The 21,476-nt window shown below is 69.8% G+C and carries 22 protein-coding genes; 8 read left to right on the top strand and 14 right to left on the bottom strand.

All coding sequences use genetic code 11. The features are described from left to right. Nucleotides 1–51 precede the first annotated feature (51 nt). Nucleotides 52–1,398, top strand: a complete 1,347-nt coding sequence (locus DFJ67_RS34325) for a sensor histidine kinase (protein ID WP_170216105.1) — start codon at nucleotides 52–54, stop codon at nucleotides 1,396–1,398. Next, complete coding sequence (locus tag DFJ67_RS34330) at nucleotides 1,395–2,057, top strand: response regulator (RefSeq protein ID WP_116072706.1); 663 nt, start codon at nucleotides 1,395–1,397, stop codon at nucleotides 2,055–2,057. Before DFJ67_RS34325 ends, DFJ67_RS34330 begins: the two co-directional genes overlap by 4 nt. Here DFJ67_RS34330 and DFJ67_RS34335 read toward each other — a convergent pair. The 9 genes from DFJ67_RS34335 to DFJ67_RS34375 all read right to left on the bottom strand — a co-directional run bounded on the left by DFJ67_RS34335 (nucleotide 2,054) and on the right by DFJ67_RS34375 (nucleotide 11,922). Continuing rightward, nucleotides 2,054–3,253 carry a COG4705 family protein gene (locus DFJ67_RS34335; protein WP_116072708.1) on the bottom strand — a complete coding sequence of 400 codons (1,200 nt, stop codon included), beginning with the start codon at nucleotides 3,251–3,253 and terminating at the stop codon, nucleotides 2,054–2,056. The two genes, DFJ67_RS34330 and DFJ67_RS34335, sit on opposite strands and share 4 nt — an antisense overlap. Nucleotides 3,254–3,304: 51 nt before the next feature. Then, on the bottom strand, nucleotides 3,305–4,996 hold the full coding sequence (locus DFJ67_RS34340; RefSeq protein WP_342353855.1) for an FtsX-like permease family protein: 1,692 nt from the start codon (nucleotides 4,994–4,996) through the stop codon (nucleotides 3,305–3,307). After that, nucleotides 4,930–5,511, bottom strand: a complete 582-nt coding sequence (locus DFJ67_RS34345) for a hypothetical protein (protein WP_116072712.1) — start codon at nucleotides 5,509–5,511, stop codon at nucleotides 4,930–4,932. The genes DFJ67_RS34340 and DFJ67_RS34345 overlap by 67 nt, the downstream gene beginning before the upstream one ends. Beyond that, complete coding sequence (locus tag DFJ67_RS34350; protein WP_116072714.1) at nucleotides 5,508–6,218, bottom strand: ABC transporter ATP-binding protein; 711 nt, start codon at nucleotides 6,216–6,218, stop codon at nucleotides 5,508–5,510. The genes DFJ67_RS34345 and DFJ67_RS34350 overlap by 4 nt, the downstream gene beginning before the upstream one ends. Then, nucleotides 6,215–6,760, bottom strand: coding sequence for a PadR family transcriptional regulator (locus tag DFJ67_RS34355; RefSeq protein WP_116072716.1), 546 nt, complete (start codon nucleotides 6,758–6,760; stop codon nucleotides 6,215–6,217). The genes DFJ67_RS34350 and DFJ67_RS34355 overlap by 4 nt, the downstream gene beginning before the upstream one ends. Further along, complete coding sequence (locus tag DFJ67_RS34360; protein ID WP_409362897.1) at nucleotides 6,720–8,228, bottom strand: molybdopterin-dependent oxidoreductase; 1,509 nt, start codon at nucleotides 8,226–8,228, stop codon at nucleotides 6,720–6,722. Before DFJ67_RS34360 ends, DFJ67_RS34355 begins: the two co-directional genes overlap by 41 nt. A gap of 74 nt (nucleotides 8,229–8,302) precedes the next feature. Continuing rightward, nucleotides 8,303–8,935 carry a fasciclin domain-containing protein gene (locus tag DFJ67_RS34365; protein WP_116072720.1) on the bottom strand — a complete coding sequence of 211 codons (633 nt, stop codon included), beginning with the start codon at nucleotides 8,933–8,935 and terminating at the stop codon, nucleotides 8,303–8,305. 108 nt (nucleotides 8,936–9,043) lie between these two features. Then, entirely contained in the window at nucleotides 9,044–10,633 is a 1,590-nt protein-coding gene (locus DFJ67_RS43440) for a HoxN/HupN/NixA family nickel/cobalt transporter (protein WP_116072722.1), read from the bottom strand. After that, on the bottom strand, nucleotides 10,630–11,922 hold the full coding sequence (locus DFJ67_RS34375; protein ID WP_116072724.1) for a tetratricopeptide repeat protein: 1,293 nt from the start codon (nucleotides 11,920–11,922) through the stop codon (nucleotides 10,630–10,632). The genes DFJ67_RS43440 and DFJ67_RS34375 overlap by 4 nt, the downstream gene beginning before the upstream one ends. Before the next feature lie 143 nt (nucleotides 11,923–12,065). Here DFJ67_RS34375 and DFJ67_RS34380 point away from each other — a divergent pair, with 143 nt between their 5' ends. Then, nucleotides 12,066–13,469, top strand: a complete 1,404-nt coding sequence (locus tag DFJ67_RS34380; RefSeq protein WP_116072726.1) for a DUF4331 domain-containing protein — start codon at nucleotides 12,066–12,068, stop codon at nucleotides 13,467–13,469. 45 nt (nucleotides 13,470–13,514) lie between these two features. On the opposite strand, the gene DFJ67_RS34385 is transcribed toward DFJ67_RS34380, so the two are convergent. The 3 genes from DFJ67_RS34385 to DFJ67_RS34395 form a co-directional block, all read right to left on the bottom strand. Then, on the bottom strand, nucleotides 13,515–13,940 hold the full coding sequence (locus DFJ67_RS34385; RefSeq protein ID WP_116072728.1) for a response regulator: 426 nt from the start codon (nucleotides 13,938–13,940) through the stop codon (nucleotides 13,515–13,517). A 138-nt stretch (nucleotides 13,941–14,078) separates the two neighbouring features. Continuing rightward, on the bottom strand, nucleotides 14,079–14,267 hold the full coding sequence (locus DFJ67_RS34390; protein ID WP_116072730.1) for a hypothetical protein: 189 nt from the start codon (nucleotides 14,265–14,267) through the stop codon (nucleotides 14,079–14,081). 40 nt (nucleotides 14,268–14,307) lie between these two features. Then, the gene (locus DFJ67_RS34395) at nucleotides 14,308–15,417 is read right to left on the bottom strand and encodes a hypothetical protein (RefSeq protein WP_147315710.1); all 1,110 of its coding nucleotides are present in this window, start codon (nucleotides 15,415–15,417) and stop codon (nucleotides 14,308–14,310) included. 151 nt (nucleotides 15,418–15,568) lie between these two features. On the opposite strand from DFJ67_RS34395, the gene DFJ67_RS34400 reads away from it, so the two are divergent. Next, nucleotides 15,569–16,048 carry a DUF4395 domain-containing protein gene (locus DFJ67_RS34400; RefSeq protein ID WP_116072734.1) on the top strand — a complete coding sequence of 160 codons (480 nt, stop codon included), beginning with the start codon at nucleotides 15,569–15,571 and terminating at the stop codon, nucleotides 16,046–16,048. On the opposite strand, the gene DFJ67_RS34405 is transcribed toward DFJ67_RS34400, so the two are convergent. Beyond that, nucleotides 16,020–16,403, bottom strand: a complete 384-nt coding sequence (locus DFJ67_RS34405; protein ID WP_116072736.1) for a VOC family protein — start codon at nucleotides 16,401–16,403, stop codon at nucleotides 16,020–16,022. The two genes, DFJ67_RS34400 and DFJ67_RS34405, sit on opposite strands and share 29 nt — an antisense overlap. Before the next feature lie 140 nt (nucleotides 16,404–16,543). Here DFJ67_RS34405 and DFJ67_RS44140 point away from each other — a divergent pair, with 140 nt between their 5' ends. From DFJ67_RS44140 to DFJ67_RS34420, 3 genes are all read left to right on the top strand, one after another. After that, complete coding sequence (locus DFJ67_RS44140) at nucleotides 16,544–16,942, top strand: SpoIIE family protein phosphatase (RefSeq protein WP_239097088.1); 399 nt, start codon at nucleotides 16,544–16,546, stop codon at nucleotides 16,940–16,942. 85 nt (nucleotides 16,943–17,027) lie between these two features. Further along, a complete protein-coding gene (locus DFJ67_RS34415; protein ID WP_116072738.1) occupies nucleotides 17,028–19,739 on the top strand; it encodes a SpoIIE family protein phosphatase in 2,712 nt (903 codons plus the stop codon). Beyond that, complete coding sequence (locus DFJ67_RS34420; RefSeq protein ID WP_116072740.1) at nucleotides 19,736–20,071, top strand: STAS domain-containing protein; 336 nt, start codon at nucleotides 19,736–19,738, stop codon at nucleotides 20,069–20,071. The genes DFJ67_RS34415 and DFJ67_RS34420 overlap by 4 nt, the downstream gene beginning before the upstream one ends. 51 nt (nucleotides 20,072–20,122) lie before the next feature. Here the strand turns inward: DFJ67_RS34420 and DFJ67_RS34425 are convergent, their stop codons facing one another. Further along, nucleotides 20,123–20,467, bottom strand: coding sequence for a GAF domain-containing protein (locus DFJ67_RS34425; RefSeq protein ID WP_147315711.1), 345 nt, complete (start codon nucleotides 20,465–20,467; stop codon nucleotides 20,123–20,125). Nucleotides 20,468–20,770: 303 nt separating this feature from the next. Between DFJ67_RS34425 and DFJ67_RS34430 the strand changes: the two genes are divergently transcribed. Continuing rightward, a complete protein-coding gene (locus tag DFJ67_RS34430) occupies nucleotides 20,771–21,241 on the top strand; it encodes an STAS domain-containing protein (RefSeq protein ID WP_116072744.1) in 471 nt (156 codons plus the stop codon). Nucleotides 21,242–21,476: the final 235 nt, after the last annotated feature.

Below are 21,476 nucleotides of genomic sequence, written 5' to 3' on the forward strand. Positions count from 1 at the left end.
TAGTACCTGGGTCTGACGGCATCCGCGTCTGCCGTTCCTACGATGAGAGCCGTGCCCAGGTTCGTGCCACGCCACCTGCTGGCAGACGCCGCCCTCGCGCTGGCGCTGTTGGCGGTGACCCTGGGCCCGGGTTTCGTCATGGTTCTGGCCACGCCGGGCAAGCCCGGCGACTCGACCGGCATTCTGATCCGCGCGGGCCTCCCGCAGGACCAGGTGTGGTGGGTGCTCACCGCGCTCGCGCTCGTCGGCGTGGCGATCAGGCGGCACAGCGCCGTCGTCGCGTTCGTGCTCACCGCGACCGGGACCGCGGGTCATCTGCTGCTCCAGACCAAGTTCCAGCTACTCGACCTGGCGCTACCGCTGGTGCTCTACACGGTGGCCGCCATGGGCCGCAAGCGGCGTGTCGTGCTCGGTGCGCTGGCCCTCGCCATGATCGTGACCTATCTCGCGATGCTGGGCAGCCGGCTCGATGTCACGCACCGTCAGAAAGCCGTCGTGGCCGCCAAACAGGAGCAGCAGAAATTGGCCGATGCCCTGAACGGCGACAGAGAGTCCAAACAGGTGCTGCAGACGACCCGGATGGTCCCGCACACGGCAATCCCCGTTGACACTCTCATCGAGACGGGCCAGGACGCCCTCGAGATGTGGCTGCTGCTGGTCGCGGCCTATGCCGTCGGTGACGGCATCCGGACCCGTCGCGCTCACCTGGTCGCCGTCGAACAACGCACCGCCGACCTGGCCCGGCAGGAACGCCAGCGGGCCGCGCTGGCGGTCGCGGCCGAGCGGACCCGGATCACGCGGGAACTGCACGACGTGGTCGCGCACGGCATGTCGGTCATGGTCGTGCAGGCGCAGGGCGCGGCCGCGGCGCTCGACCGGCATCCGGAGCGCACGGCCACGGCTTTGCAGCACGTGATCGACGTGGGACGGTCGTCGTTGTCCGAGATGCGCCGGCTGCTCGCGGCCGAACGCACCGACGCGGCCGAAGACGCCCGGCTCACGCCGCTGCCGGGGATCGGTGCGATACCCGATCTCGTCGACCAGTTGCGGTCCGCGGGAATGCGCATCGACCTGCAGATCGAGGGGGTGCCCGACGTCGTGCCGGCCGCGGTCGATCTCTCCGCCTACCGGATCGTGCAGGAGGCCCTCACCAACACCCTCAAGCACGCGGGCCCCGAAGCCGGCGCGCGGATCCGGCTCGAGTTCGATCCGGAGTTCCTCCGGGTGGAGGTGACCGACGACGGCCAGGGGCCGGCAGACGGCGCCGACGGCATCGGCAACGGCCTGCGCGGCATCGCCGATCGGGTCGCCGTGCTGGGCGGCGCCCTGGAGACCGGCCAGGCGCCGGATCGCGGATTCCGGCTCGGCGCGACACTTCCGGTCGGGGCCCGGCCATGACCATCAGGGTGGTGCTGGTCGACGACCAGACGCTGGTCCGCACGGGCTTCCGGCTCGTCCTCGACGAGACCGACGACATCGAGGTGGTCGGCGAGGCCGCCGACGGGCACCGGGCACTCGACGCGGTGGCACGTACGCGTCCCGACGTCGTCCTGATGGATGTGCGGATGCCCGGCCTCGACGGCATCGAGACCACCCGCCGCATCCGCTCCGGCCAACACCCCGCCAAGGTCATCATTCTGACCACCTTCGACCTCGACGAGTACGTGCTCGCCGGCCTCCGCGCCGGTGCCAGCGGGTTCCTGCTCAAGGACGCCCTCGCCGCCGACCTGATCTCGGCGGTGCGGATCGTCGCCGCGGGCGAGTCGGTGGCCGCACCGAGCGTCACTCGCCGCCTGATCGCCCACTACGTGACCCGGGCTCCGGCCCCGCCCGTCGCCAGCGAACGGCTCGCCGTTCTCACCGCGCGGGAGCGGGAGGTGCTCACCCTCGTCACCCGGGGCCTGTCCAACACGGAGATCGCCCTCGCCCTCGTCCTGTCCGAGAGCACCGTCAAGACCCACCTCGGACGGGTCCTGACCAAACTCGACCTGCGCGACCGGGTCCAGGCGGTCATCTTCGGCTACGAGTGCGGCCTGGTCTCGAACTCGTCGGGTTAGCTGCCGTTGAGGGTCTCGACGAGGGCCTTGAGCGCCGCCGCGCAGTCGGCCTGGCTGGGGTTGCCGGCGCGCAGGGCGGTCAGCACGGCGTCGATCTCGTCGTCGAGCTGATGCCACGTGCCCGGATCGCGGGGCTTGAGCCCGGCCTCGGCGTCGTCCCAGCTCACCTCCAGGTCCTTGACGCGCGCCTTGCCGCCGGCCAGATCGTTCCTGCCGACCATGGTCTGCACGTCAGTGGCGATCACGGCGAAGCGGGTGAGGTCGCCCAGGCGGGTATGGGGGTGCGACTGCTGGTCGGGGATGGTGAGCGCCGCGACCTCGCTCTGGCTCGAGCCGAGGTTGCCGAGTCCCAGGCCGACGATCGCGACCGCGGCGACGGCGCCCGCCGCCCAGGCGTAGTCCGGCCGCCGGCCGCCGAGCGGGCCGTCACCCTTGGCCACCACCCCATGCCGGTTGGCCAGCAACTGCTCCCGGCCGACCAGGACGAGGATGACCACGAAGAACAGCAAACTCGTTCGGCTCGCGCCCAGATCGAGGCCGCCGAGGTCCTTCGACTGGGTGAGCAGGTCACCGAGTGAGGCACCGAGGGGCCGGGTCAGGACGTACGCGATCCAGAATGTCAGCACCTGACCTGCGCCGGCCCGGGCGGCGAGCCAGGTGAGCAGGATCAGCCCGCCGAAGATCAGGGTGCCGTTGCGGAAGCCCAGGCTGAGCGCCTCGGTGGCCAGGTCACCGGCGGCGGTGCCGAGCGCGAACGTGGTCAGGATCGCGCCCCAGTAGAAGCCTTCGCGGCGCGGGGTGTCGATCGACGTGATCGCCAGGGTGCGCTCCTGGCGATACCAGACGACGAAGACCACGGCCAGGACGACCGCGAACACCGCAGTGCTCAGATAGAGGCTGACGCCGAGCGTGTCGGTGAAGAAGTCGGTGATCTGCGTTCCGACGATGCTCACCAGCACGACGCAGAGCCAGTAGATCCATGGTGTGTACCTACGCGTCCGGAACTGGATGACGAGCGCGACACCGAGCACCGCGATCATCAGGGCGTCGGTCACGGCGGGGCCGAGTCCCACGTTCACGGTCAGGTAATCGGCGAACGTCTCGCCGATGGTGGTCGATAGCACCTTGATCACCCAGAAGGTGGCGGTGATCGCCGGGACCTTGGTCAACCAGCCGGATGTACGCGCGATGGGCATGGTCGACAAGATGCGGGGAGCTGGCTGAGACGTCGCTGAAGACTGGACCGGCTACTCGAAGCGTGCGGTCTGCAGCGACGTGATGCGGCGCAGCGGAATGGTGGCCGCGAGCGCGACGGTCAGCGCGGCGGCGAGTCCGGCGCCAAGGGTCCACCAGTAACCGGACCCCGGCGGCACCCATGGCAGGTGGTTGACCCGGAGCACGTCGGCCGCCACGGCGAGGCCGAGCAGGACACTCGTGGTGGCGATGCCGATGAGTGGCGCGGCGGTCTCGACGATCAGCACCCAGGACAGGTCCCGGGAGCGCATACCGGCGAGTCGCAGCAGCGCGAATGGGCGTTTGCGCTCGACGAGGCCGCCCGCGACGGACACGGCCAGGCTGAAGCCGGCGATCACCAACGTGACGAGCAGGACGCTGTTGGCGATGCGGGCCATCTGGTCGGCCTGGTAGTTGTTCTGTCCTTTCAGCTCACCGAAGGCCCATGGCAACGTCGGTGCGGCATCGTCGGTCGCCGACTCGATGGCGGTCCGCGCCGACTCGATGGCGCCGGCGTGGGCGTTCGTGGTCACCAGCAGCCCGAGCATCGGCAACGAGCCGAGGTCGGCGGTGGCGTCGGTGGCGTCGGTGTCGTCGGTGTCGTCGGTAAGAACGTCGCCGACCGCGCCGTCGGCCAGGCCCCGCACGTCGATCGACACAGTGCGGCCCGGGTCCGGGCAGTCGGCCATGGCGGCGGCGCGGAGGTTGCCGCAGGCCGTGACGACGCGCATCGCGGGCGCCGGGCCGGCGGTGGTGCGCAGGTCGACGACGGCGGTGACACCGTCGATGGCGTGCAACCGTGCGACGAGGGCGTTGGCCCGCTCGGCCGGCAGCGGCGCGGCGTTGTGATCGGCGAAGTCGGTGACGACGGTGCCGACAGGAAGCGCGATCCGGCCCGGTTCCGGCAGGTGGGCCTGGGTCGCCGACGACAGCGTGCTGGTCAGCGTCACGAGGAAGACGGCCAGCACGAGTCCGCTGATCGCTCGGAAGCTGGCGGATGGGTCGGCGGTCAGCCGGTGCCCGGCGAGGGTCGTCGCGGCCCGGCGACCGGTCCAGATGAGGACCTTGCCGACGCCGGTGGTCAGCCACGGCCCGATGATCACGATGCCCACGATGAGCAGCGCCATGACCGCGGCCAGCAGCCACACGCCGTGATCGCCTCCGGTGTCGGTCAGGATGGGCAGGGTCACCACGAAGCCGAGCGCCCCGGCGGCCAGCGGGAGGACCCGCCACCAGGCAGCCGGTCTGCTGGTCGCCTTGCGGGTCACGCCGAGCGGGTCGAGCTGGGCCGCACGGAGCGAGACCAGAGCGGCCAAAGCCGACAGCACGGGCACACCAAGACCGATCAGCGCCGCGTACGGCCAGCGCAGGTGCAGGTCGGAGGGGAAGAACGGCGACCCGTCAACGTTGATCCGGGCGGCCCAGGGCCGGACGATGGCGAATCCGGCGAAGCCGAGCGCGCTGCCGCACAGGGCGGACACCGCGGCCTCGATCGCGGCGATCGTGCGGACCTGACGCGGCAACGCGCCGACCAGCCGCATCGCGGCCAGCCGTTCTTCGCGGCGGGCGGCGGCCAGCCGGGTCGCGGTAGCGATCAAAACGAGGATCGGCAGCAGCAGCGCGGCGGCACCGATGCCGATCAGGACCCGGCCGAACCGGGTAGGTGCCTCGGTGCGCGGCGCGCCTTCGATGCTGCGGACCTGGATGACACCGGGTTGCCCGGCGAGCTGGTCGGGTGCGAGCCGACGAAGACCACGAGGGAATCGGGGCCCAGGAGCGCGGCCTGACCGACCGTCGCGACGACCCGGCCCGGGAACCGGTCGGCGAGCTGGGTGGCGGGAACCTTTGCCAGCAAGCGTTCGAGCGCCGGAGAGACGGCCAGCTCACCCGGGCCGGGTAGCTTGTCGAGGCCGGGCGGGACGGGGCTGTGCGCGCCCAACGGAGCGACGTCGACGCGCAAGAGGTCGCGGCCGTCGAAGCCGTCGTCGCGCATCCGCCACCACAGCGGGTCGGTGGCGTTCTCGTCCTGTGCGGGTCGCACGTTGCGCGCCGCCGTGTCGGTCCAGCCGGCGCGCGCCTCATGGGCCTGGAACGCGGGGAACGTGACGGCGGCGACCAGCAGCAGGTGCACGCCGAGACCGACGCCGGCCGCGGTCGCCACGAGGCGGACGAGCTGCTCGCGTCCACCCGCGAACGCCAGCCGGACCGCGAGGCGGATCATCGCGTACCCAGGTCGCCGGGTTTGTTCGTTTCGACGGTGGCGTAGTCGGTGACCTCGCCGTCTCTGACCAGGACCTCCCGATCCGCGCAGGCCGCGACGCGGGCGTCGTGGGTCACCAGCACCACGGTGGCGTTCTGTTCCCGCGCGGTGGCCAGCAGCAGATCCATCACGTTCTCCCCCGCGAGCGAGTCCAGTGATCCGGTCGGCTCGTCGGCGAACACCACCGTCGGCCGGTTGACCAGAGCGCGCGCCACCGCGACCCGCTGCGCCTGCCCGCCGGACAACTCGCCCGGGCGACGGCGATGCAGACCGTGCAGATCCAACCGGTCGAGCACCGCGGTCGCCGCGTCGCGTGCCACCCGCCGCGAGGTGTGGCGGAGCAGCAGCGGCAGCATCACGTTCTCCAGGACCGGCAGCTCCGGAACGAGCTGGCCGAACTGGAACACGAACCCGAAGCGATCCCGGCGGATGAGTGACCGGTTGTTCTCCGACATCGTGTTGAGCGGGTGTCCATCGAAGACGATCTGGCCGCTGTCGGGTCTCAGGATGCCGGCCAGGCAGTGCAGCAGCGTCGACTTGCCGGACCCGCTCGGGCCCATGATCGCCAGCACCTCGCCGGCGGTCACGGTCAGGTTGGCGTCGCGCAACGCCGGGGTGGATCCGAAGGATTTCGTCACGGCGTGTGCGGCCAGGATCGCGGCGCTCATCGGGCGAACTCCTTCCTGAGCTGCACGAGCCGGGCCGAGGTCAGCTCGATCCAGCGCAGGTCGGCGTCGAGATGGAACAGGCCGTAGTCGGCGAGCAGGGCCTTGCTGAGCTGGTCAGACTTGCGCAACGCGGTCAGCTCCCGCATCCGCGCCAGGTGGGCCTTGCGCTGGGCGTTGAGGTAGGCCTTCACCGGCCGATCCGACAGCAGCGCGAGGATGACCTTGACGAACAGCAGCGCCTGGAGGTGGGGCTCGGGCTGCTCCGGCGTGCCGAGCCACTCTTCCAGCCGCGCCACACCCGCCGGGGTGATGACGTAACGCTTGCGCTCCGGGCCGTCGCCGGGTGCGGAGCCCTCGATCTGGATCTGCCCGTCGCGTTCGAGGCGCGACAGGGTGCCGTAGACCTGCCCGATCGGCAGCGCACGGCCGCCGCCGAACATCGAGTCGTATTCGCGCTTGAGTTCATAGCCGTGGCTCGGCTCAGGTTCGAGGTAGGTCGAATCAGGTCGCGGTGACGGCCACGGTGTGCCAGCCGGTGGCACCGTTCGGGAACGGGCTCGCGCGTTCGTTGGTCTGGACGGCGCCGGTCCGGTCGACCGCCCGGACCCGGAGCGAATGCGGGCCGGACCGCGCCTGCCAGCGATAGCTCCATTGGGTCCAGGTGTCCAGGTTGGGCTCGGGCAGCAGGGTGGCTGGCGCCCATTCCCCGTCGTCGACCTGCACCTCGACGGCGGCGATTCCCCTACCTTGGGCCCAGGCGACGCCGGCCACGACAACTGGTCCGGCGGCGAGGCGCGCGAACGGGCCCGGCCGGTCGATCCGGGACGCGGTCTTGACCGGTGCCCGGGCGGCGTACCCGCGGCGGACCCAGTAGGCGTCGAAGGCGTCGAACGTCGCCAGCTCGATCTCGGTGATCCATTTGCAGGAGCCCGCGTAGCCGTAGACGCCGGGGGTCAGCATCCGCGCCGGGAAGCCGTGTTCGAGCGGGAGCGGCTCCCCGTTCATGCCCACGCAGAGCAGCGCCTGCTGGGTGCCGGGCATGGTGCCGCTGTCGAGCACGGTGGCCGTCGGGGTGCCGATGGTCATGCCGTCGACGGATCGGGCGACGATCTGGTCGGCGCCGGCATGGACGCCGGCCCGGCGCAGCAACGCTGCCAGGGGCACGCCGAGCCACTTGGCCGTGCCCGCGTACGGGCCGCCGACCTCGTTGGACACGCAGTTGAGGGTGATGTGCTCCTCGACCATCGGCTCCCGCAGCAGGTCGTCGAAGCTGAGCTCGAAGGGCCTGTCGACCAGGCCTTTCACGCGCAGCGTCCACCGGTCCGCGTCGACCCTGGGCACCGACAGGGCGGTGTCCACCCGGTAGAAGTCGGCGTTCGGCGTGACGAATCCGGGTGCGAGTTCTGCTGCGGGCCGCGCCGGCCGGGGCAGCCGGACCCGGTCCCGGGTGCGGGCAGCCGCCCCGCCGAGGATGCGCGAGCTGGCCGCGACCCCGGCGGTCGTGACGACCGCGGCGGCGACGGCCACCCCACCGACGAACGCCCGCCGATCCAGCAATCCCGCTCTGCCGCCGGGCTCGGCGGTCGGGCGGGCCGGGCGCAGCATCACCAGCAGCACCCCGGCCGTGACCAGGGTGCTGATCAGCGCGGGAGTGACGCCGAGCGCCGAAGCGCCGGGGCGGGTCAATGCCGCGGCGGCGCCGAGACCGCCCAGGGCGGCGAACCCGGTCAGGCCTGCCCACCGGCGACGGTCGGCGACGATCCCGAGGACGGCCGCCACGATGGCGACCGCGGCCGCGATGCCGGCCAGCAGCAACGGTTTGTCGTAGGTGCCCGCCGTGCGGACCGCGAACTCCTTGAGCGGGGCCGGCGTGGCGTCGATAACCATGCCGCCCACCGCGTACAACGGTCCGGCACGTTGGTCGATCGCGGTGGCGACCAACTGCCCGGTCGAGACTCCAAGGGTTGCCGAGGCCAGCCCGGCGAAACCCGGCCACATCACGCGCCGCACGCCTGTGCTCCTCCGTTTATGGCGCGACTCCCGGCCGCCGAGGGGGCCGGGAGTCGCGCGTGGATGATCCGGGGTCAGGCCGGGGGCATGAGCACGGTGTCCACGATGTACACGGTGGCGTTGGCGGTCTTGACGTTGCCGCAGACGACCTTCGAGTCGCCGTTGACGGTAAAGTTGGCGCCATTTCCGGCCACCATCAGGTTCTGCCCCTCGAGGCTCATCTGGTTGCCCGCCAACGTCTCGGGCGTCAGCTGCCCGCCCGGCACGACGTGGTAGGTCAGAATCTTCGTCAACTTCTCCTTGTCGGCGAGCACCTGGTCGAGCTGCGCCTTCGGAATCTTCGCGAACGCGTCGTTCGTCGGTGCGAAGACGGTGACGTTCGCGGAGCTGTTGAGCGAGTCGACCAGGCCCGCCTTCTTGACCGCACTGACCAGGGTGGACAGCAGCGGGTTCCCGGATGCCGCGGTCGCCACCGGCACCTGAGACATCGCCTGGAAGCTGCCGGCGTTCATCGGATCGGTGGGAACGGCGGCGCAGCCGGCGCCGAACTCGCCGGCGGCCATCGCCGGGCTCGACGCCATCGCTGACGACGTCGCGCCGGCCGGCGGATTCGCGGTCTGCGCGTCGTCGCTGGCACTGCCGCACGCGGCGACGCTCAACGCGAACGCGGCCACAGCGGCGACGGCGACGAACTTGGGGAGACGCATGTTTATCCCTTCACGGAGAACTTGTGTGCGGAAGGGATTCGGGCCCACCAGGAGAGCGGATGGGTCCCGGTGGCAACTTTCTCGCGCGCCACCCGAATGAGTGACGGATCAGGCCGGTAGGTGGCCGAGGTCGACGATCGCGATCGTGGTCACCGCGAGCCCGGCGATCAGGATCGCACCGGCGGCGAGCGCCGGAAGCCGGCGGGTCAGCCAGGCCGCGCGGCGGGCGTCCAGCCGGCCTTGCAGGCGCAGCCCCCAGCGGGCGAGCGCGATGCCGATTCCGGTCAGCGCGGCGGCCATGCCGATGCCGTACGCGACGACGAGCAGAACGCCGAACCACGCTCGGTCGAGTGCGGCGGCCCCGAGGAGCACGACGACCGCCGACGGACTGGGCGACAAGCCGCCGATGAAACCCATCGCGACCGCGGTCCGGGACGAGACTCGTTCGTGGCGGTTCTGTCCGTGGTCGTGCCCGTGGCCGCCGCCGTGTCCGTGACCGTGGTCATGCCCGTGGCCGTCGTCGTGCCCGTGTCCGTGGCCGTCGTCGTGCCCGTGGCCACGGCCGCCGTCGTGCCCGTGGCCGTGGCCGCCGTCGTGGTCGTGGCCGTGCCCGTGGCCACCGTCGTGGCCGTGCCCGTGGCCGCCGTCGTGGTCGTGGCCGTGCCCGTGGCCACCGTCGTGGCCGCGGTGGCCCACGGCGGCCAGCGGGCGGCCGACCCAGGCCCGACGCAGCAGCACGACGCCCAGCCCGGCGACGAGCACGCCGCTGGCGAGCTTGAGCACGCCATACATCGCCGCCGGGGCGATCTCCAGCGATGCCGCGAGCGCGACCGCCAGGACCAGCACACCGAGGGTGTGTATCGCGGCGACGGTCCCGGCGAGTTGCAGCGCCTGCTTGCGACGGCCGCGCTGGGCGACGAGGTAGGCGGCCATCACCGTCTTGCCGTGCCCGGGCGCCACCGCGTGCGCGGCACCGAGCACCATCGCGGTGAGCAGGGCGAGCAGGCCCACCCCGAGGGTCAACTCGGGCCGGCCGATCAGGTCGTCGAACCAGGCCGTCACCCCCGGTCCGGGTGCCGGATCGGTGAAGCCCGCGACGGCCGGCGCCGCCGGACCGCCGGGCCGGACCAAGAGATGCGCCGCCCGGATGTCGAGCGGGCCGGTCCCGGCCGGATAAGCCGACAGCCGTCCGCTGATGGTGGCCGCCGGCACCGACGACCCGGTCAGGGTGGCCCGGTCTCCGACAGCCGTCACCTCCCGCCACCCGATCCGGTTCTCGAACGCCGTGCCGCGGTAGTCGACCGTCGTGCCCTCGTGAATCGTGGCCTCGGCGCGCAGCGCGCATTCGACGCGGATCGTCTCGAGCCCACCCGACCCCGGACGCGACTCGGCCCGCGCGGCGCGGACCGCAACCCGCGCGGCCTGCCCGTCGACGGTCAGGGCAGTGTCCGCGGCGACCGCTGTGCAGGTGTGCTGCGCCCAGGCGGGCAGCGCGTCGCCGATCTCGTCGCGCCGCGCCTGGAACGCCGGGAGCTCGGCCAGGTCGATGACGTAGTCGATGGTGACGCCGGACGTTCCGACGCGCAGGCCCGCGTACTGGTTGGTGGTGAAGTTGCCCAACGGATGCGCCGCTGCGGGCGCGGCCAGGCCGAGCACGGCCGCGACGCCGAGCGCGAGCACGGCGAGCAGCCGCTTCACCGGGCGTCCAACGCGGCCAGGCTGGTCCGCGCGGTCTCGGCACCGAGCGGGTTGAAGTGCGGGTCGATCCGCAACGCTTCGGCGATGTCGGCGCGCGCGCCTTTCCGGTCGCCGAGCGCGAGGCGGATCATGCCGCGGTGGAAATGGCCGCGGGCATCTCTGGTGCCGAGCCGCAGCGCGTCGTCGGCGTGCGGGAGTGCCTCGGCGGACCTCCCGGCCCGGTGCAGCGCCCACCCCAGCGCGTCGGCGACGACGGTTGACTTCCGCGTCGTGTAGAGCTGCTTCGCGGCGGTGACCGCACGGGCGGCTTCGCCGTTGTCGGCCCAGAACAGCACGACGTCGACGTCCGGCTGGTTGGTGCTGCCGACCGCCCGGGTGACGTCGTAGGCCTGCTTCGCACCGGCGACGTCGCCGGTGGAGGTGAGCAGGTCGCCGAGCGCGGTCGCGTACTCCGGAGTGGGCAGCGTGTCGAGTGCGGCGCGGAGGTCGGCAGCGGCGCCGGCGGTGTCGCCGCGCCCGGCCGCGAGGTGTGCCCGCCCGGCGAGCAGCGGCGCGCTGCCGGGTTGCCGGGCCAGCCCCTCGGCGACGTAGGTGGCCGCGGCGGCCGGGTCACCGGTGAGCGCGGCGAGGCTCGCGAGGTGCGTCAGGGTGAAGGTGATGTCGCCGGGCTCGGTCGCGACCTCCCGGGCCTGGCGCATCAGGTCCAGCGCGCGCGGCAGGTCACCGCGCAGCTCGTAGGTGTAGGAGGCGCGGGCGTAGGAACCGGTGTCGGGCCGCAGGTCGACCATCTTCTGCACGGCGGCGAACCCGTCCTCGGGCCGGCCGAGCTCGATCAGCGCGTCGGCGAGCGCGCCGTAGGCATCGGCCGCGTAGGGGTCCACACCCACCGCCTTGCGTGCGTAGCGCTCCGCGCCGGCGAAGTCATGTCGGGCCGCCTCGAGCGCGGCGAACCCGGTCAGCGCCGGGCCGTTGCGGTCCTCGCCGCGGATCGACAGCGAGTGCCGCAGCGCCTCCTCGGCCGGGCCGTAGTGGCCGGGGTCGGCCGTGATCCGGGCGAGCTGCACGTGGGCCATGCCCAGATCGGCCCAGCCCTGCCAGTCGTCGGGCACCCGCGCCAGCCGCTCCTCGGTGCGGGTGACCAGCGCGGCGAGCGCGCTCGCCTGGCTCTGCGCGGCCGGCGTTCCGGTGGGGCCCGCCGATCTCCACGGTCCCCAGAGCACGGCCGCCGCTGTGGTGAGCGCGACAGCGACGACCACGACGGTGCCGGCCTTCAGCCAGGTGTGACGCACACCCGGAGCAACGGTCCCGCGGGTGGGACCGACACGGCAGAAATTGCCACCAAAAGGGACCAATCCGTCATGTCATCGGCTACGAACACCTCGTTGACCAATGTGCGTACGCGGCTGCGTACGCCTGGACAACCAGGAGAACGATGAGACTTCACCTGTCCACGACCCGCAAGGCCCTCGTCGCGGCGGCGACCGTGGCCCTTGCCGCCGCCGGCCTGGCAACGCTCCAGCCGGTGCCCACCACTGCCTCGTCCCACCGCGAGGCGCCACTGATCGCCGGCCAGCCGCGCCTGGACAACACCGACCTCTACGCGTTCGTGAGCCCCGACGCGCCCAACACGGTCACGATGATCGCCAACTGGACGCCCTTCGAGGAGCCCAACGGCGGACCGAACTTCTACCCGTTCGAGGTCAACGCCGCGCACGACATCAACATCGACAACAACGGCGACGCCCGCCCGGACATCACCTACCGCTGGACGTTCAGCAGCTCCTACCGCAACCCGAACACGTTCCTCTACAACACCGGCGTCGTCACCTCGCTGACCGACCCGGACCTCAACTTCAACCAGACCTACAAACTCGAGCGGATCACGTCGTACGGCAGCCAGACGCTTGTGAAGAATGCTCGGGTCGCGCCGTCGTTCACCGGCAAGGCGTCGATGCCCAACTACGGCGCCCTAGCTGCCCAGGCGGTCACTCCGATCACGGGCGGTCGCAAGACCTTCGCCGGGAACGCCGACGACTCGTTCTTCCTCGACCTGCGGGTCTTCGACCTGCTCTACGGGGGCAACTTCTCCGAGGTCGGCCAGGACACCCTGGCCGGCTACAACGTCAACACCATCGCGTTCCAGGTGCCCAAGAGCGACCTCGCACTGCGCGGCGACGCTGGCCGCAACCCGGTTGTCGGCGTCTGGACGACCACTTCGCGCTCCGGCGCCGAAGTCACCGAGAGCGGCGACCACGGCGGTCTCAAGCAGGTCTCCCGCCTAGGCAACCCGCTGGTCAACGAGGTGGTCATCCCGGTCGGCCGCAAGAACGAGTTCAACGCCACCAAGCCGCAGGACGACGCCAAGTTCGCCAAGTTCGTGACCAACCCGGAGGTGCCCCGCCTGGTCCAGGCCATCTACGGGATCCCCGCGCCGCCGACACCGCGCAACGACCTGGTCGAGGTCTTCCTGACCGGTGTCTGCAAGGCGTGCGGCCCGGTGCAGGCCGACCTCAACTCGCAGTTGCTCAACAAGGACGTCAAGCAGAGTCAGTTCAAGCCCAGCGAGATGCTGCGCCTCAACATGTCGATCCCACCGTCGGCCAACCCGAACCGGCTCGGCGTTGTCGGCGGTGACCTCGCCGGATTCCCGAACGGCCGCCGCCTGGCCGACGACGTCCTGGACATCACCCTCCAGGCCGCCGAAGGCATCCTGCTGCCGAACCCACCGCCGGCCGTGGTCGGGCTCGGCGACCAGGTCAACACGAACAACGTCCCGTTCCGGACCGCGTTCCCCTACATCGCGCTGCCCAACCAGGTAGCGGTCAACCAGAACTGAGCCAGCAGGGGGCGGCGGGACCATCGGCCCGCCGCCTCCACCTGTTCAGGTGCGCCGCGGCAGCAGGGCGACATGGCCGTAGAAGTGCCGGATCTCGGCGACGATCCGGTCGAAGTCGTCGAGGTCGATCGGCTTGGTGACGTAGGCGTTGGCATGGGCGGCGTAGCTCGCCAGGACATCGCCGGCCGCGGCCGAGGTGGTGAAGACGATCGCCGGGATGGCCTTGAGATCGTCGTCGGCCTTGATCTGGCTGAGCACCTCCCGGCCGTCGACCCGAGGCATGTTCAGGTCCAACAGGATCAGATCGGGCCGGGGCGCGTCGTCGAACGGTGCTTCCCGCCGCAGAAAGGCCAACGCGTCCACCCCGTCAGCGACGTGGTGCAACGTGCTGGGCAGGCTGTGCTCGGCGAACGCGTTCTCCACCAGCGCGACATCGCCAAGGTCATCTTCGACCACCAACACCTGCAACATGACTTGGCCCTTCACCCCGCTCCGGCGGGTGGTCATTGGCCGAAGACCCGGCCGATGCCGCCATAGTCCCACGCGCCGTGCTCAGGTAGGCACCTAGGAGGGCTGCTCCGCTCGAACTCACCTGCGCACACTGTCTTCCTACAGCTCACCGCCGAGGGCGTCCAGCAGCCTGTCGCGGGTGACTCCAAGATCGGCCAGCACCTTCGTATCCGCCGGGTCGTCGAGGTTGATCTGGCTAGGCAGGCTTCCCGCGATCGACTCAGCGAAGTCAGGTCCGAAAGCGCGCCGGATGACGTTGAGGGCGTGGTTCTTCGTGATGACCGCCATGGCGGCATCTTTCCAGCACCAGCCGCGGTCGGCGACCTTCCTATTGGTCCGCGGCCGGCATCCGCCAGGGCTCGATCGGGTTGACGAGCAGGGCGGTGCTAGGCGTCAGTGGCAGCCGGTCGACGGTCACGACGGTCGCGGTTTGCCGGGTGGAGCCGGTCGTGGCCAACCGCAACTCGTGGCGGACGTCATTTTCGAAGCCGCCGACGCATTCGTGCGGGGTCACCTGCTCGACCTCGTCGATCGCGGCGATGCCGATCAGCAGCAGCACGGAATGCCTGCTCAAGTCGACCGCGGCGACCTGGGCTCGGACCGTGTCATCGCCGACCAGCTCGATCAGCGCCTGTCGCGAAGCTTCGTCACGGGCGACGACTATCCGGGTCTGGGCGCCTCCGGTGTGGTGGCCCGCGGTGAGCGGGACACGTCTCGCCGAGATGTCGCCTTCGCTGATCAGAATCGGCGGGTCGGCGTTGGTCCACATTTCGTCGGGCTCGCCGAGCGCGGTCAGGCCAACCGTTAGATCGGAGGGGAAAGCGGTTTGCGACATTCGCTCGTAGGAAACGACGACCCGACCGATGCGGGCCAGCCTCAGGTCAAAGAACAGCGGCCGGTCCTGCAACTGCCCGCGAACCGACCGCCAGGCGCGTCGGGCCGTCGCATTGTCGGCGTATATCTCGACGGACAGGATCGGGTAGGGCTGCCAGGTGGGGAACCGGATCTCGCGCCGGGCTGTCCGCAACCGTGGGTCGAGATCCAGCGTGAGCGGCGGCGGATCTCTGAACGGCAGGTTCAGGGTGAGTCCGGCGGCCTGGAAGGCGGTCTCGACCTGCGCGAGCAGCGGATCGACGGGCGGCTCGTCGGCTGGCACGCCCGCCTCGGTCACCGGAGCGCCGCCGCGCCCCATACGCGCGGCGATGTCAGCGGGTACCCAGCCCCAGGGCGCCGGCCCCTCCTGCCAGGCTTCTTCGTCGTCGGCCGTCTGATACCTGTAGTGCGCGCAAGCCTTCAACCCTTCGACGGCGGTGACACCGAACGGCAGGGCTTGAAAGTGGTACGCCGGTAATGGCGGGTCACCCCAAGCCGGATCCGTGGTCGCGGCGTGGTTCTGCTGCCACAGGTCGGTGCCCAGCGCGTCAGGGTCGGCGCTCATCGCCGTCCACTCCTCCGCTTCCACGGGCCCGTGGACGGGAGGCGCTCACGACCCCGCACCCTGTCTTAGCACGGCCTTCGCATGCAGGTGTGGACCGGCTACCCTGACCCGCATCGGACTAGCGCTGGCATCTCATTCTCTGGAGAACCATATGCGCGGTACCAGTATCGGTGCGTGCCCGCTCCGCGCCCATCTAGATCCGCGCCTCTTGCGATTCAGCGCCGGGGCCACAGCGAGCGTCCTCGCCGTCGTGCTGCTCATCGTCGACGTTGCTCGACCATTGGCTCTCGGCCTGCTCGCCTCCCAGGTCGCCGTGTTCGCGTTCACCGCGTTCGTGAGTTTTCAGTGGTCGTTGTGGGCGCAGATCTTCGCCCGTGTCATCTGGCCGCGGATCGGACCGCCAGCCGCGTTGGAGGATGCTCGGCCGGCGAGGTTCGCCCAGTTGATCGGCTTCGTGCTCACCGCTCTGGCGCTGGCCACCTTCGCACTCGGCGCCGATGTCGCCGGCTACAGCCTCACCGGTCTCGCCTTCGGCCTGGCAGCCCTCAACGCAGCCACCGGGCTGTGCCTGGGCTGCAAGGCCTACCACCTGGGCCTTTTGTTCAGGACCCGCCGCCGTACGGGCGGGTAATGATCTCGAGAAAGTGCCCGCTGGGATCTTCCCAGTAGACGCCGCGCCCGCCGTCATTAGTGTTGATCTCGCTGGGGCTGCGTCGCCCCGGGTCGGCCCAGTAGGCCAGACCCCGAGCACGGATTCGGCCGAAGATCTGGTCGAACTCCGCCTCGCTCACCAGGAACGCGTAATGCTGCGGGTGGACCGGCCCGTGATCGTCGGCGAAGTCGAGTGACACCTCGTTGTCGACCTCTACGACCAGGAACGGACCGAACGGCTTGGGCTCAGCCAATCCCAGAATCTCGGCGACGAACCTGGCCGACTCCCGCTTATCGCGGACCCGCACGATGGTGTGATTCAGCTGGACAACCATCCCGCAAGTCTGGCGCGCGCCAGGCAGTTGCGCGATCGCTGGGGTACGCACCCGTGCGGCGGACGCCCACACCGTTCGCGCCTCGCCCCACCGGCGATACAAATCGCAACTCATCGCGGTCAGTGGTGCGGACTGCTGCCGTGGCTGAACCGCAACGCAGGCGACTCGATGGCACCGCCGGCGGCCCACTCGACGGCCTTCCACTCCTGGCACAATGGGCCAACTGCGAGGTGCGGCTGCTCGTCCAGCACCGCGGCCATGCCGTCGAGATCAACGTCGCGCTGCTCAGCCCGCTATTCAAGCCAGTACACCACCGGCTGGGCGAGACCGCATTCCACCTGCACCCAGGAGACGCGCTACTGCTCTACACCGACGGCATCACCGAGGCCCGCGACGAAGCCGGCCTCGAATTCGGTGAGGTACGCGTCGCTGCCGAACTGGCCGCCACCCACAGGCCACCGCCGCGTAGACCCTCAGCCACCTCCAGCACGAGGCGTCCACGCACTCCGTCGGCCATGCCATCGACGACACCGCACTGATTCTCCTCCGCTTCAGGCCCTGACCCACCGGGCATGGGTGGAAGACGCGGTTCGCTTCACGACGCCGGCGGGATACTTTGTCGCCATGGAAAGGTCGAAGGAGGAGCGGCTCCAGCTGGCCTTGGACGCGGCTCAACTGGGCACGTTCGTATGGTATGTAGAGGACCGCAGCGAGCCTGACCAGCGGATGTTGGAGCTGTTCAACCTTCCGACAGACGGCACGCTATCGCTCTCGGCCGCGCTGGACTCCATGATCCATCCGGTTGATCGGGATCGGTACGCCGCGGCGGTCAGCGCGGCGCTTGATCCTGCGGGTTCCCGTGAGCTTCGGGAGACAATCCGGGTGTTGCAGGCGCACGGAGGCTACAACTGGGTGGCGGTGACCGCTCGCGCGTTCTTCGAAGGCCACCCGCCGGCGCCGATGCGGCTGGTGGGGGTCGCGGCCGACGTGACCGACCGCTACGAAGCCGAGGCACGCCGCGCTTTCCTGTTCGAGCTGAGCGAGGCACTGCGTTCCCTGACAGACCCGCTGGCGGTCAAGGCAAAGGCCGTGGACCTGCTCGGCCGGCATCTGCAGGTGAGCCGAGCCCTGTACGTCGACGTCGTGCACGAGCCAGACAGCGACTACTACGTGGCCGAGAGCGACTTCCACGACCCGACGGTGGCGAGCATCGTGGGCCGCTACCGGGCCGACGACTTCGGCGCCACCCTGTTCGCCGAGTGGCGTGCCGGGCGCACGATCACCGTCACCGACGTGTCGACCGACCCACGACTGAGCGACCTTGAGCGGCTGGCGTACCCAGCCACTGACGTTCAAGCGTTCGTAGCCGTGCCACTGGTGAAGGAAGGATCACATGTGGCATCGCTGATGCTGCATCAGAACACCTCGCGGATGTGGGGCCGGGCGGAGATCACGCTGGTCGAGGAGGTCGCCGAACGCACGTGGGCGGCCGTCGAACGAGCCAAAGCCGAGAAGGAGCTCCGCGAGAGTGAACTGCGGTTCCGTGAAGTGGTCGACGTGACTCCACAGCTGGTGTGGGTCGGTCGCCTCGACGGAGCGGTCGAATTCGCCAACCAGAACTGGATCGCGTCGACCGGTGTCGACCCCGCGCAAGAGGATCACCGGTCCATGCTGTTCGCGGCAACTCACCCGGCCGACGTGGACCGGTTGGCCGCCGACTGGACGGCATGCGAGACGCATGGCACCGCCTTCGAGAGTGAGCTGCGGCTGAAGCAACGCTCGGGCGGGTTCCGCTGGTTCCTGGTCCGTATCGTGCCGCTCAACGACGGAACCGGTTGCGTCGTCAAATGGTTCGGCGTCGCCACCGACATCGACGACCGCCGGCGCGCCGACGAGGTCCTGCGTGGGCAGGAGCGTCACGGCCAACGCATCCGGGTCCGGATGGAACTCCTCGCCGACGTCATCAGCGATCTTGAGACGGCGCCGAGCGTCGAGGACGGCCTCCGCCGCCTGGTCGCCCGCCTGGCCCCCGGATTCGCGGCCAGGGCCACCATCACCCCGGCCACTCATCCCAGCGGCATAACGATATCCACGGGCCGCGACGCCACGGTCAAAATGACTGTCGAGTTCGACGATCAAGACAGCCGGCCCTATCTGGATGAGGACCTGGCATTTCTCGACGATCTCGCCACCCGGGTCAGCGTCGTACTCTCCGAAATTCGGATTCGCCAAGACGAGCACCGCGTCGCGCTGGCCTTGCAGCGCGCGCTGCTGCCCAGGACCATCACGAGCGCGGCCGACGCGCTCCTGTCCGCCCGGTACGAAGCAGGCGCCGTCGCGCTCGAGGTTGGCGGCGACTGGTACGACGCCTTCGAGTTGCCCGGCGGCACGATCGCGATCACGGTCGGCGATGTCGTCGGACACGGCCTTGACGCCGCCATCGCGATGGGCACGTTACGGGTGGGCATGCGTGCACTGGCCCCGCACTCCACCGGGCCAGGCGGGCTGCTCTCGCAGTTTGACCAGTTCGCAGTCGACGTCGACGGTGCGGGCTTCGTGACGGCCTGCTACGCCGAGTACAACCCGGCTACCCGTGAGATGCGGTATGCGTCCGCTGGGCATCCGCCGATCCTCGTCATCGACGCGCAGGGTGGCGCCCGATGGCTGATGGGCGGCCGTTCAGGCCCGCTCAACGGCACCGTCGACCCCAGCCGGACGGAAGCCACCGATCTCCTAGATGCAGGCTCCACCGTGCTGTTCTACTCCGACGGACTGATCGAGCGCCGCCGCGAGACCATCACGACCAGCCTTGACCGGCTCGAACACGCCGCCGTCGCCCTTCGCGAACTCCCGATCGACGAGTTTTGCGGCCAGCTCATCGAGACCCTGGCCGGGGACGAACCTCGCACCGACGACGTCGTCGTCCTGTGCCTGCGGGTAGCGCTGCCCGGCTATCACCGCGAGTTGGCTTGCGACCCGCACGAGCTGCGAAGCCTGCGCCGCTCGCTCACCGCCTGGGGAGACCAACGGCAGGTCCCCGCCGAAGACATCGCCCAGCTGATCCTGGCCGTTGGCGAAGCGGCCTCAAACGCCATCGAGCACGCCTACCTCGACCGCGCTCCCAATACGATCACCGTCGCGGTGCACCAGGAGGACGGGGACCTCGTGGCCACGGTGACCGACGCCGGGACCTGGCGCCATCCATCCGCCGAACCCGGTAGCCGAGGCCGCGGCACGGCCATCATGCGGCAACTCAGCAAGGTCTTCGACCGCACCACCACAGCTGCGGGCACCACCGTCCAGCTGCGCCTATCACCGATTGGATCCGCGGCATGAGCCCCGAACCGTTGGCCCGCATCGAGGTGGGCGAACACCACGGCCTACCACTGCTGCGCGTCCTCGGCGAGGTCGACATGACCAACGCCGCCACCATCGGTGAGCAACTACGAGCCAACACAGGCGACGCGTCCACCCTGACCGTCGACCTCACCGACCTCGAGTTCATGGACAGCCAAGGGCTGCACATGCTGCACCTGCTGGCCGTCGATCTCGCGGGAAACGACACGGCCCTGGTCGTCATCGCTCCGGTGCCCGGCATCGCCGGAAACCTTCTGACGCTAGTCGGCATGAACAAGACACTCGACATCCGCCCAAACCTGTCGGACTAGCGTCTCGAATAACCGATCATTCCTGGCTGCGGGCCTGGCTCGGACGGGCTTTCAGGCCGGGTGCGTCAGACTCGCGCCGAGCGCCAGGTCCTCGTCGCTCATGGCTCCGGGCCGTTCGCGGAACACGTCCAGGACACCCACCTTGGTGTTACCAACGAGCAGAGGGAATGCGAACACCGATCGACGCCCTTCTCCCCCGAGCGTGAACTGCAGCTCCTCAAGCACCTGGCTGGCCGGATCAGAGGCGATGGCAAACCCCCAGTCCCCATCTCCGGTCAACACGCTCACGCCGACCCCCGAGGCACTGAGCGCAGTCACCGTTGCACCACAGATCCGCCTCAGCATGTCGGCCACATTGCCCGGACGATCCTGCTGACTAAGTTGTTCGTCGATCAACCGCTGAGCGCGGACCCAACAGTCAGCAAACCCTGTCATCGGCGCGACCAAGCACGGCGTCCGCAGGCGCGGACGTTCGTGTCTGACCGCTGGGCGATCGATGCCATCGGCGGGCCGCACCTTCTGCGAGAAGTCGGCACTGCCGGGACCGAGGCAGCTGTGTCACATTCATCAACACCGTACGCCCATCGCAAGGCGACATCATTTCGGACGTCGCTGGCCGCGATACCCGGCGTAGGCTTCAAGCCAGCGAAACGATGCCCCGGACCCCGGCATTCGCACGCAGCGAATCCGGAGGTGGACATGGCGACCTTTCGGCACGACACAGACTTTTTCTCGCTACTGATGCGCGCCGAGAACGGCCTCGTATGCATCCGGCTGATCGGAGAAGTCGACGCCGATTGCGAGCGCCTTCTGACGCGAACCACCACAAACCTCCACTACCTCGCTCCGCGCCGACTCTTCGTCGACTTGGCAGAGGTGTCCTTCGCCGGCGCCGCGCTCGTCAGTTTTCTCGTACGCGCGGTCGATGCTCTCCCACCTACCTGCACCGTCGTCCTGTGCCGGCCCAGCCCGCGGACGACGCGCCTGCTCCGCATCACCTCGAGCGACTCCATCGCTTGTCGTTTCGACCAGTTGCCCGACGCCTGGCTCGAGCCATACACCACGGACCGTTTGAACAGCGGCAGTCGCGCACCCGGGACACGGCCGTGGGGCCTGCTGGACATGGCCCCTGATGCTGACGCTGTTCCGGCGTGGCCCATGAACAGCTGAAGAAGCGGCTACTCCGTCAACCCATGACGCCGTCGAATGAGGGAGACGTGGCACTCGACGTGCCGAGGACCGTTCTGAGGTCGCCTACGGGCAACCCGGGTCACACATGTTGTCTCGGCCGCCGACCGCCGCGGCAGTCGGTCGGTGAGCCAGTGTGCGGCTACAGCCGCCTCGGCCACCGAGCCCGGGTGTACGCGCCACCACACCAGCGCGAAAGGCAGGGGGGCCCGGACGG

The organism is Asanoa ferruginea (assembly GCF_003387075.1).
Classification (GTDB): domain Bacteria; phylum Actinomycetota; class Actinomycetes; order Mycobacteriales; family Micromonosporaceae; genus Asanoa; species Asanoa ferruginea.